The following is a 12,103-nucleotide window of genomic DNA, read 5'->3' as shown; positions in this document are numbered from 1 at the left end:
TTATTCTGAAGCTTTAGTGTCATGCGCCACCAGCTCAAACTTCTCAATCACAGCTTCAACACTGATCAATGACATTAGATGCTCGCCTTTAGCGCGAGTTCCCCACTTAATTTGTCCACTATGTTGCGATCTCATGGCCTCATCATAGGCACTCACCACATATTGCTGCGATAGATAAGGACCTGTGCGCCCAGGATTGGAATGGGCATATAAACCAATGACTGGCGTGCCTTGGGTCACCGCCATATGCGCAGGGCCAGTATCCGGAGCTAACACTAATCTTGCGCGTTTTAGCAGGGCCAATAATTGAGTCAGACTGGTTTTGCCCACTAAATTATCGATTTTAGAGGGACAAGCCTGCAAGATTTGCTCTGCTAAATCCTTCTCAAGCTGCGTTGGACCACCGCACAGCATGACTCTAAACCCTTTCGCAATCGCATGGCTCGCAACGGCGGCATAACGCTCTGGTAACCAGTTACGTTCTGCCTTACTGGCTGCAGCGCAAATGATAAAGACTTTTTCATTGTCTTTAATCTGCGTCTGGGCAAATTCAGTATCCGCAATTGGCACAGGAATATGCCATTGAGGAGTGAGATCGTTAACGCCAATCGCCTTAGCGAATCCCATAAATCCTTCGAGCACATGGGGCTTGGCCAAGGGCTCCACCCTGTGATTTGTCACTAGCCACTGACCTTCTTTAGCGCGGGCACGATCAAAGCCTATGCGCACCTTTGCCGAAATGGCTAATGAAGCCAAGGTAGCACGTAGCGCAACCTGCATATGCAGCAGCACGTCAAAACGTCGGCCTTTTAAGGCCTTACGCAAATTAAAATAGCTGCGCCATCCTTGAGATTTATCGAAAATAACAAACTCAATGCCGGGTAAATGCTTCAACAATTGATATTCGAGTTTACCGATCACCCATGTGATTTTGAGCTCGGGGTATTGCCGCTGAATCGCCTGCACCATAGCCACGGCATGACAGACGTCACCGATAGCGGATAAGCGCAGCAAACAAAGGGAATTCATGGTATTGGGATTTAAACTCATTGGGATTGAAGCTAAAAGCTCTTAAGGTTATTTGGCGCAAGCTAAGGATCTTAATGTAGAATGGCCCTAGGTGCCACGCTTAAGTCAACAAATCTCCGATGAATGCTCAGATACAGCTCATAAAAACCGCCCAAGGTAACATTGCAGTTTGCCAAGATACGCCAACAGATATCGATCCCGCGTGGTTCACGGTGGATTTTTGGCGGGCTAAAAATGCTGTCGTCGGTTCATCCAAAGGCCGCTACACCACTTGGTTTGTGGCATTTGAGCACAGTCATTGGGTATTGCGTCATTATTGGCGTGGCGGCTTAATGGAGAAATTCAGCAAAGATGCTTACGTTTATACCGGCCTCGAAAATACCCGCGCCATGGGTGAGTTACGCTTATTAGACATTTTGTATCGCGAAGATTTTGCTGTACCTAAACCGATTGCCGCCAACATAGTGCGCGATGGATTATTTTACCGCGCCGATATCATTATCGAACGGGTCGAAGGCGCCGAAGATTTAGTCGCTAAACTCGGCAAAGGGGTCATGAGCACAGAGCAATGGCAGGCATTAGGGGCTTGCATCGCCCAATTCCACCAGCGCGGTGTGTACCACGCCGATCTCAATGCCAAGAATATTTTGTTCCAGCCCGCACAAACTGAACCCTTAACGCCAGAGCGGTTTTATCTTATCGATTTCGACCGCGGCGAGTTAAAAAACCCGAGCCCGCAATGGCAGCAATCAAATCTAGACAGACTGTTACGTTCCTTTAATAAAGAACAAGCCAAGCTACCAAACCTTGCCTTCACCGCTGATAACTGGTCATCACTAATGCAAGGCTATCAAGCGGCGATGCAAAGCGCCTGATCCACTAAACGAATTATCCAGTTGAATTAAGCGGTTATTAAAGATTGCGCGAGAAGATATTGTTGTTGCAAGGCACCGCGATTTGCCTCAACCACAGCCAATCCCGCGTTCACCGCCTGCTGGCGTAACTCAGGTTTAGCAAAATACTCAATCAAGTTAGCGGCAAGTTCATCCGCCGAAGCGACAACCCTTAACCCACCAGCATCCGCCAACATCTGCGTAATCTGGGCAAAGTCCCAATGGTTCGGCCCCACCATAACAGGTACGCCCATAGCAACAGGCTCCAAGGGATTATGGCCACCATTATTGATCAGCGTGCCACCGACAAAGGCTTGGTCCGCCGCGCCATAAAAGGTCAGAAGTTCACCCATGGTATCGCCGACCAGCACTTGAGTCGTGGCCGCCACAGGAAAATTACCGCTGCGGCGAACAGATTCAAAACCTTGGCTGGCAACAAACTCAGCAACGGCAGAAAACTGCTCAGGATGACGCGGTGCAATAATCAGCAAGGCATCGGGCCACTGAGCTAATAATTGCTTATGGGCGGTGAGCATGGCGTCAAATTCTCCAGGATGCACACTGCCTGCGACCCAAATCGGCGAGGTTTCACGCCCCCAAGCTTGACGTAGCTGCTTGGCATTGGCTAAACGCTCAGGCGTAATACTGAGATCAAACTTCAAGCTACCGCATACTGTTACTCTGTCCTGCGATACACCTAACTCGATAAAACGCTGCGCTTCCACTCGAGTCTGCACCGCAATAACATCGAGTCGTTGCAACATAGGTCGACTGAGTTTAGGGCGCTTAGCATATTGCGCCGCCGACTTGGCCGACAGACGTGCATTGGCCAACATCAAGCGCACACCTCGCTTGGCCGCTAAGGCAACCAAGTTAGGCCACAGTTCGGTTTCCATAATGATGCAAGATTTAGGTGAGACTTGGCGCAAGAAACGCCGCACACACCAAGGTAAGTCAAAGGGTAAATAACAATGCTGCACTGAGTCACCAAAGGCTTTACGCACTTCGGCAGACCCTGTTGGGCTGGTTGTGGTAACCGTAATGCTTAACTCAGGGTGTGATTGCATAATCAAACGGATCAATGGGATTGCCGCAAGCGTTTCACCCATAGACACAGAATGGACCAGTACATCCGTCGATTTAAGTCGGGTTAATCCAAAACGTTCCCCCCAACGACCGCGGTAATCAGGGCTTTTAATAGCACGAAATGCTAAATAGACGATTAGCAAAGGGGATAATAAATATAAGATCGTGGAATAGAGAAAACGATTCATTAAAAACGTGCTTATGAGTTTTGCCTGATGAATAGCGGCAATGTTAGCATATGCACCAAATTAGGGATAATTTACCAGCAGTTCGGCGGTCGTTGGTTAGCTTTCTTTGATCAATTATGTGGCGTTCACTAGCAATTTGGATAACTTATGAAAACCCGCGACAAAATAATCTATGCCAGTCTTGAACTGTTCAACGAGCATGGCGAAAGAAACATCACCACCAATCACATTGCCGCTCACTTAAATATGAGTCCCGGGAATCTTTATTACCATTTTCGCAATAAAGAAGACATTATCCGCTGTATTTTCAGTCTCTATGAGAATCATCTCGAATCGGGTTTCCAACCCTATGAAGATAAGCAAGTGGATGTAGAACTGTTAATCGGCTACTTCGATGCTATGTTCTATACCTTGTGGCAATTCCGCTTCATGTACGCCAATCTTGCGGATATTCTCGCTCGCGATGAAGAACTAAAAAAACGCTATTTGCACGCACAGCAGCAAGTCTTAACGCGTTCAAGCCATGTGCTGCATAAACTCACACAAGACGGATTTCTGTGTGTCGATGCTGACAAAATCACGCCACTGGCGGATACCATTAAGATGATCGTCAGCTTTTGGATTGGTTATCAACTCACACAATCCAGCACGTCCACCATTACTAAAGCGACACTTTATGAAGGCGTTTTAAGGGTGCTGATGATTTTCAAAGCCTATGCAACCCCGACTTCCGTTGCGACTTTTACTCGCCTAGAGCAACATTACCACGCGCTAGCGAGTCAAGAATCCCTATAACATCATCCCAAACGCCTATGTTGGGAACTCGCATTCGGAACTAAACTCAAAGCAATTATAGTACTGAGTGCGAACCCGTTTTCGCTCTACAACGCTTAAAAGAATACTCAGTCAAACAGTGGCAAACTTATGTTGCACATTAGTTTTTATAATGTAAAAACCACTTTAGCCCTAAACTAGTTTATCTTGCGAACCTGCATGAAAAAAAGGCTGTAGGCCGATTAGGTTTAGAGTTAGAATGCCGCCACTCCCAAAATCAGAATAAAGTTAACTAAGGAGATATCAGGTGGCCTCTACCTCATTCTACGCACAGATTAATCAACAGCTTGCAGACATCAAAGCCGAAGGCTTATATAAAAGCGAGCGTGTTATTGCCTCACCGCAACAAACTGCCATTCAAGTTAATCACCAAGAAGTTGTTAACTTTTGCGCGAATAATTACCTAGGCCTAGCGAATCACCCAGAGCTAATCAAAGCCGCCCAACAGGGCTTAGACAGCCACGGCTTTGGTATGGCATCAGTACGTTTTATTTGCGGTACCCAAGACATACATAAAAAGCTAGAAGCTAGCCTGAGCGAATTCCTCGGCACTGAAGACACCATTCTTTACTCTTCATGTTTTGATGCGAACGCAGGTCTATTCGAAACCTTGTTAGATGCAGAAGACGCCATCATTTCTGATGCGTTAAACCATGCTTCTATCATCGACGGTGTACGTTTATGTAAAGCAAAGCGTTTCCGTTATGCCAACAACGATATGGCCGATTTAGAAACTCAGTTGATCGCCGCGAAAGAAGCGGGCGCCCGTAATATCTTGATCGCCACCGATGGCGTATTCTCGATGGACGGCGTGATTGCTAACCTGCAAGGCGTATGTGATTTAGCCGATAAATACAGCGCACTGGTGATGGTCGATGACTCTCACGCGGTAGGCTTTATTGGCGCAAACGGCCGTGGAACCCACGAATATTGCAATGTGATGGACAGAGTGGACATCATCACCGGCACCTTAGGCAAAGCCTTAGGCGGCGCATCGGGCGGTTTCACTTCGGGTAAAAAAGAAGTCATCGACTGGTTACGCCAGCGTTCACGTCCTTACCTGTTCTCTAACTCATTAGCGCCGTCAATCGTGACTGCATCTATCCATGTGTTAGAAATGCTCAAATCAGGCCAAGCCCTGCGCGAAGCCGTATGGGAAAACAGCCGTTATTTCCGTGAGCAAATGTCAGCAGCAGGCTTTACTTTGGGCGGCGCCGACCACGCGATTATCCCTGTGATGATTGGTGATGCGAAACTGGCGGGCGACTTTGCTAACCGCTTATTAGCAGAACATATTTATGTTATTGGCTTCTCGTTCCCAGTCGTTCCTAAGGGACAAGCCCGTATCCGTACGCAAATGTCAGCGGCACATACCCGTGAGCAACTCGACAAAGCGATCACCGCCTTTACCCGTATTGCCAAAGAAATGGGCATTATTTAGGACTTAAGACAATGAAAGCACTAAGCAAGTTAAAAGCCGAAAAAGGTATTTGGTTAGTCGATGCGCCTAAGCCAGTGATGGGCCACAACGATCTGCTGATCAAAATTAAAAAAACTGCGATTTGTGGCACCGACATGCACATCTACAACTGGGACGAATGGTCACAAAAAACCATTCCAGTCCCTATGGTTGTTGGTCATGAATATGTAGGCGAAGTGGTTGATATAGGCCAAGAAGTTCGTGGTTTTAAGATTGGAGACCGCGTGTCTGGCGAAGGTCATATTACCTGTGGCCACTGCCGTAACTGCCGCGCAGGCCGCACCCATTTATGCCGTAACACCTCTGGCGTGGGTGTCAATCGTGAAGGTTCATTTGCAGAATACTTAGTTATCCCCGCCTTTAACGCCTTTAAAATCCCTGATGATATCAGCGATGATTTAGCCTCAATCTTTGACCCCTTTGGTAACGCTGTGCACACAGCATTATCCTTCGATTTAGTCGGTGAAGACGTGTTGATCACCGGCGCAGGTCCCATCGGCATAATGGCGGCAGCAGTATGTCGTCACGTAGGTGCTCGCCATGTGGTGATCACCGACGTCAACGAATACCGCTTAGAACTGGCCCGTAAAATGGGCGCCACGCGCGCTGTGAACGTGTCAAAAGAAAACCTAAAAGACGTGATGAAAGAACTGGGCATGACCGAAGGTTTCGACGTTGGATTAGAAATGTCTGGCGTACCCTCAGCCTTCCACGCCATGTTAGATACCATGAACCACGGCGGCAAAGTCGCTATGCTCGGTATTCCTAGTGGTGAAATGGCCATCGACTGGAGCAAAGTGATCTTCAAAGGTTTGGTCATCAAAGGCATCTACGGCCGTGAAATGTTCGAAACTTGGTACAAGATGGCCAGTCTTATCCAATCAGGCTTAGATATTTCACCTATCATCACTCACCACTTCAAGATTGACGATTTCCAACAAGGTTTCGACGCTATGGGCTCGGGCCAATCAGGTAAAGTAATCCTCAGCTGGGATTAATCCTCCAGAGCATTACCTAGATAGGGGCTGTACACTCGCAGCCCCTTGTTGCACACTTATCCCATCTTGATTTCCATCTCTTAGCTTTGTCAGGTTTTATTATGTCTTCCTTTAAACACTTAAGCGTTAATCAATTGCTGCAAATGACCGAAGCACAGCCAGTGCAAATCGTCGATATCCGCGATGGCAATAGCTTCACCAACGGCCATATTGCAGGTGCAACTAACCTGAATAACGAAAACCTAGCGCAATTTATTAGCCAAGCCGATATGGATAGCCCACTGGTGGTGGTTTGTTATCACGGCATGAGCAGCCAAAATGCGGCGCAATATTTATGCGAACAAGGTTTTGATGACGTTTACAGCCTAGACGGCGGCTATAGCGCTTGGCATGAGGCGAATGCATGATAGAAATTGGCAGACTCCCCAACAGCAGAGCCGCGCAGGCATTTGTCGATTACCTCAAAGGGGAAGACATTGACTGCCAAATTGAGCCGCTGGTTCAGGGTGTTGCCATTCTGGTTATCCATGACAAAGATGTGGAGCAAGCACGCAAAGAGTTTGCCCACTTTATTGCTCACCCTTACGACAATAAATATCTGCAAGCCTCATGGGAACACGGCGATACCCAAACCAAACTCGATTATGGTGCCCCTTCGCTGCAGTTGTTCACCCAATTTATTACTGGCGCAGGCCCAGTCACGCTGATCATATTTGCGGCTTGCGTACTCATTTTTGCAGCGATGAACTTAGGATTCGCCAACCAAACCTACAAAGCACTGTCCTATTTTGGGGCAGTACCTCATTCAGAGTTCAGCCAGTTCTGGCGTGTTTTTACACCGAGCCTGCTGCATTTTTCCGCCATGCACGTCATCTTTAATTTGCTCTGGTGGTGGTATTTAGGCGGTAAAATCGAAACCCGTATTGGTACTGCACCATTACTCATCCTGCTGTTTGTCGCAGGAACACTGCCAAACGTTATCCAATATTATGTCGGTGGACCTAACTTTGGCGGGCTGTCCGGCGTTGTGTATGCAGTGGTGGGTTACACTTGGATCATGGGTATACGTAAACCCGCAGCAGGAATAGATTTCCCACCATCATATATGGGCTTTATGATGATATGGTTGGCATTGGGATTCACAGATATTCTAGGGGTTTCGGTTGCTAACGGCGCCCACATTGGCGGCTTACTCATAGGTTTAGCCCAAGGTTTATTTGATAGCCGCAAATCCTCGAGCTCAATCTAATAACTCAATCTAATATAGTGAACCAAGATAAATCCTAAAATTTATCTTGGTTCAATAACTCGCTTCACCCCTCTGCAAACCGCTCAAACTAACTCAGATCAGTCATTTCTAGTAGCTTAACGACTAGCTTCTCGATGCCTGAATGCGCTTCAGCAATATTACCAGCCAACATATAAGTGGGAGTGCTGACAATGCGATTCGCTTCATCCACGACTATCTCATGTACTGTCGCAACCTGATGCTCACCGCCCATCAAATTAAACGCTGCAACAGTATCGCTATCATTACCGATAGTGCCTTTTACTCCCTGGGGATATAAACGCGGGATCATCATAGGAGCAATACAGATAAAACCAACGGGCTTTTTCGCCAGAATGAACTCATTGATAAAATCAGTCACCAGCGGTTCCAATTCACACTCACTGCCATTCGTCGCAAAGTTACACAGATTTTTCGCCGCACCAAAGCCACCGGGAATGATCAAGGCATCAAATTCGGCGATATCTAATTCTGTGGTCGCTTTGACTTCGCCACGGGCGATACGTGCCGACTCCACCAGCACGTTACGACTTGCAGCAGCATCGACCTCACCAGTGAGATGATCTACCACATGCATCTGTTTGATATCTGGTGCAAAACACTGGTAGTGAGCCCCTGATCGGGATAAGCATAAAAGCGTTAAAACCGATTCATGTATCTCAGTTCCATCGAAAACACCACATCCACTCAGTAACACTGCGACTTTTTTCATTAAAAATATCCTTCTTATGTCATTAAGTTTTAACAAACCATAAACAAACTAGTTGATCTGATTAAAAATCGTGCTAACTTAATTCGTCGAATCTGACGAGTGCCGAAAATTAAGCCAATCCTTAGATGTATTTTACGGAGTCAATAAAAAATCCACAAATTGGGAAGATTTTTTAAGAAACAGTATTGAACTCACACAAATCTTTTATAAACATAAAAAACAACAACTTAAAAAAATCGCACTAAGCCGTAATCATCGCCATTATTCTCAGTTGACTTTTTCACTCACAGACTTATCCACAGGCTGAGAGTCATTTTGCCATGGCTGAAATAGTGCTTCTGTGGCATGCTTAGCGCCATCTAAGTCATCGATAAACGAAAAATACCTATGCCAACCGTCGCTAAAAACCCACTTGTGCTTGTGGATGGATCTTCTTATTTGTATCGCGCTTATTATGCGCCTCCTCACCTAACAAACTCAAAGGGCGAAGCAACGGGTGCCGTTTATGGCGTAGTGAATATGTTACGCAGCTTGTTGACCCGTTATCAGCCAAGCCATATAGCAGTCGTGTTCGATGCCAAGGGAAAAACCTTCCGCAATGACATGTACAGCGAATACAAAGCACAGCGCCCACCTATGCCTGATGATCTACGTTCGCAAATCGAACCCTTGCATCGCATTATTCGCGCACTGGGTTTACCACTGATTTCAATTTCCGGCGTCGAAGCCGATGACGTGATTGGAACTATTGCCCGCCAAGCCAGCTTAGAAAACCGTGCCGTGCTTATCAGCACAGGCGATAAAGACATGGCCCAGTTAGTGGATGAGAACGTTACGCTCATCAACACCATGACAGACACCATAATGGGCCCAGAAGAAGTCGTCACCAAATTTGGTGTCGGTCCAGACCGTATCATAGATTTACTCGCACTGATGGGCGACAAGGCTGACAATATTCCAGGCTTACCCGGCGTGGGAGAGAAAACGGCGCTCGCTATGCTCACGGGAGCCGGCAGTGTGAGTAACTTATTAGCGGAACCCGAAAAAGTCGCCGAGCTCGGCTTTAGAGGTTCTAAAACCATGGCGGCAAAAATCATTGAAAATGCCGACATGCTCAAGCTTTCTTACGAACTCGCCACCATCAAAACCGATGTCGAACTTGAGCAAGATTGGCACGAACTCACTCTCATGCCAGCAGACAAAGATGAACTGATCAAATGCTACGGCGAGATGGAGTTTAAACGTTGGTTAGCTGAAGTCTTAGATAATAAAATGACGGCAAATACCTCAATTGATGCGGCATCCACAGAAACACAAGAATACTCATCTCCAGTCGAAGCGATTGAAACACAGTACGACTGCATTCTCACCGAAGCCGAATTAGACACTTGGATTGCTAAGCTTAAACAAGCCGACTTAATGGCAGTCGATACTGAGACCACCAGCTTAGATTACATGGTGGCCGAATTAGTCGGGATTTCCTTCGCCGTTGAGACAGGAAAAGCCGCTTATCTTCCTTTGACCCACGATTACGTTGGTGCACCGACTCAAATCGATAAAACGGTCGCGTTAGAAAAACTGCGTCCGCTGCTTGAGGATCCAAAACTTAAGAAAGTCGGTCAAAATCTTAAGTACGACATCAGTATCTTAGCCAATGCAGGGATCAAACTACAGGGCGTCGCTTTCGACACTATGCTCGAATCCTATGTTTTCAACTCAGTGGCTTCGCGCCATGATATGGATGGTTTAGCACTCAAGTATTTAGGCCATAAAAATATCAGTTTTGAAGAAATTGCTGGCAAAGGTGCAAAACAACTGACCTTCAACCAAATCCCGCTAGAGACGGCTGCACCTTATGCAGCAGAAGATGCTGACATCACACTGCGTTTACACCAACATTTATGGCCAAGACTCGAGAAAGAAGCCGAACTTGCCGCCATGTTTACCGAAGTCGAATTACCGCTAATCCAAGTGTTGTCGGACATTGAACGTCAAGGGGTCTTAATCGACAGCATGTTACTCGGCCAACAGAGCGATGAACTGGCGCGTAAAATCGATACCTTAGAAGAAAAAGCCTACGACATTGCCGGTGAAAAATTCAATCTTGGTTCACCTAAGCAGCTGCAAGTATTGTTTTATGAAAAGCTAGGTTATCCGATCACCAAAAAGACCCCAAAGGGTGCGCCATCGACCGCGGAAGAAGTATTAGTCGAATTAGCCTTAGATTTCCCACTGCCAAAGGTGATCCTCGAACATCGAAGTCTATCTAAGTTAAAGAGCACTTACACCGATAAGCTGCCACTGATGGTCAACGCCAAAACGGGTCGCGTACACACTAGCTATCATCAAGCTAATGCGGCAACAGGTCGCTTATCGTCAAGCGAACCTAACCTGCAAAATATTCCGATTCGCACCGAAGAAGGTCGCCGTATTCGCCAAGCCTTTATCGCCCCAGCAGGCCGTAAAATTTTGGCCGCCGACTACTCGCAAATCGAACTACGGATCATGGCCCATTTATCCCAAGATGCAGGCTTACTCAAAGCCTTCGCCGAGGGGAAAGACATTCATAGAGCCACTGCTGCAGAAGTATTTGGTACCGACTTTGATGAAGTCACCACAGAACAACGCCGCCGTGCCAAAGCGGTTAACTTCGGCTTAATTTATGGCATGTCAGCCTTTGGTTTGGCGCGTCAGCTTGATATCCCACGCCATGAAGCACAAACCTATATCGATACCTACTTTGCCCGTTATCCTGGCGTATTACGTTATATGGAAGAAACGCGCGCGGGTGCTGCTGACTTAGGTTATGTGTCGACTCTGTTTGGTCGTCGCCTCTACTTGCCCGAAATCCGTGATCGTAATGCGATGCGCCGCCAAGGTGCTGAACGTGCTGCGATTAACGCACCAATGCAAGGTACGGCTGCTGACATCATCAAAAAGGCCATGATCAATATTGCCCAGTGGATCAAAACAGAAACCCAAGGCGAAATCACTATGATCATGCAGGTTCACGATGAATTAGTGTTTGAAGTCGATGCGGATAAAGCAGAGGCACTTAAAAAGACAATCTGCACCTTGATGGCGCAAGCAGCTAATCTCGATGTTGAACTGCTTGCCGAAGCAGGCATTGGTGATAACTGGGATGAAGCCCACTAATCTCAGTAATATCCAGAAGAACACTATCAATATGATTTAACTGAAAATAAAGCTAATCTGACTTCAATATTTTGAGCTCAGATTAGCTCTCTCCCGTCTTAATCGCCTCTAAGAACATCAATACAGAGTCCTTTTCATCACTCAGCATAAATAACCCTTTCACAATACAAATTAGCTCGTTAAGTTAGACAAACTTCATCGGCAGAAAATGATTCACTCACAGCCAAACAATCTTTACCTGATACATTTGGCAGTAGAGTTCATCGATACACTGCCACAGCAGATGGATATTAAAAGGTGTGATTTACTCGAATTGAAACTGCATTCAAGTCAGCCATATATGCTCAAGAATGCCATAACGGTTGTTCTCTCACGCGTACACCAAAACCTTAGGTCAGGATTAGAGTAAAAAATCAAATCTCAAATATTGATCACTTTT

Annotated in this window: 10 protein-coding genes; 7 read left to right on the top strand and 3 right to left on the bottom strand. The window is 46.6% G+C overall.

The features are described from left to right. Complete coding sequence (locus L5L98_RS12530) at positions 1–1,050, bottom strand: glycosyltransferase family 9 protein (protein ID WP_263141281.1); 1,050 nt, start codon at positions 1,048–1,050, stop codon at positions 1–3. Between the two features lie 98 nt (positions 1,051–1,148). On the opposite strand from L5L98_RS12530, the gene L5L98_RS12525 reads away from it, so the two are divergent. Then, positions 1,149–1,904 (top strand): 3-deoxy-D-manno-octulosonic acid kinase, encoded by a 756-nt coding sequence (locus L5L98_RS12525; RefSeq protein WP_263141279.1) that lies wholly within the window; start codon positions 1,149–1,151, stop codon positions 1,902–1,904. A gap of 26 nt (positions 1,905–1,930) precedes the next feature. On the opposite strand, the gene waaA is transcribed toward L5L98_RS12525, so the two are convergent. After that, positions 1,931–3,196: a lipid IV(A) 3-deoxy-D-manno-octulosonic acid transferase gene (gene waaA / locus L5L98_RS12520; protein ID WP_263141277.1), complete on the bottom strand. Its 1,266-nt coding sequence runs from the start codon at positions 3,194–3,196 to the stop codon at positions 1,931–1,933. Between the two features lie 147 nt (positions 3,197–3,343). Between waaA and L5L98_RS12515 the strand changes: the two genes are divergently transcribed. The 5 genes from L5L98_RS12515 to glpG all read left to right on the top strand — a co-directional run bounded on the left by L5L98_RS12515 (position 3,344) and on the right by glpG (position 7,757). Continuing rightward, positions 3,344–3,991, top strand: coding sequence for a TetR/AcrR family transcriptional regulator (locus L5L98_RS12515; protein ID WP_113940155.1), 648 nt, complete (start codon positions 3,344–3,346; stop codon positions 3,989–3,991). Between the two features lie 286 nt (positions 3,992–4,277). Next, positions 4,278–5,471, top strand: coding sequence for a glycine C-acetyltransferase (locus L5L98_RS12510; protein ID WP_168826108.1), 1,194 nt, complete (start codon positions 4,278–4,280; stop codon positions 5,469–5,471). Positions 5,472–5,482: 11 nt separating this feature from the next. Beyond that, complete coding sequence (gene tdh / locus L5L98_RS12505) at positions 5,483–6,508, top strand: L-threonine 3-dehydrogenase (protein ID WP_012090660.1); 1,026 nt, start codon at positions 5,483–5,485, stop codon at positions 6,506–6,508. A 101-nt stretch (positions 6,509–6,609) separates the two neighbouring features. After that, positions 6,610–6,915 (top strand): thiosulfate sulfurtransferase GlpE, encoded by a 306-nt coding sequence (gene glpE, locus L5L98_RS12500; RefSeq protein WP_006084745.1) that lies wholly within the window; start codon positions 6,610–6,612, stop codon positions 6,913–6,915. Continuing rightward, entirely contained in the window at positions 6,912–7,757 is an 846-nt protein-coding gene (gene glpG / locus L5L98_RS12495) for a rhomboid family intramembrane serine protease GlpG (RefSeq protein ID WP_173497797.1), read from the top strand. Before glpE ends, glpG begins: the two co-directional genes overlap by 4 nt. An 88-nt stretch (positions 7,758–7,845) precedes the next feature. On the opposite strand, the gene elbB is transcribed toward glpG, so the two are convergent. Continuing rightward, positions 7,846–8,508: an isoprenoid biosynthesis glyoxalase ElbB gene (gene elbB, locus L5L98_RS12490; protein ID WP_263141269.1), complete on the bottom strand. Its 663-nt coding sequence runs from the start codon at positions 8,506–8,508 to the stop codon at positions 7,846–7,848. Positions 8,509–8,895: 387 nt separating this feature from the next. On the opposite strand from elbB, the gene polA reads away from it, so the two are divergent. Further along, a complete protein-coding gene (gene polA / locus L5L98_RS12485) occupies positions 8,896–11,664 on the top strand; it encodes a DNA polymerase I (protein WP_173497795.1) in 2,769 nt (922 codons plus the stop codon). Positions 11,665–12,103: the final 439 nt, after the last annotated feature.

The sequence above is a fragment of the Shewanella sp. SM23 genome (genome assembly GCF_025654295.1).
GTDB classification, from domain to species: Bacteria; Pseudomonadota; Gammaproteobacteria; order Enterobacterales; family Shewanellaceae; genus Shewanella; species Shewanella oncorhynchi.
The sequence above is the reverse complement of the archived record's forward strand: the minus strand, read 5'-3'. Positions and strand labels throughout refer to the sequence as shown.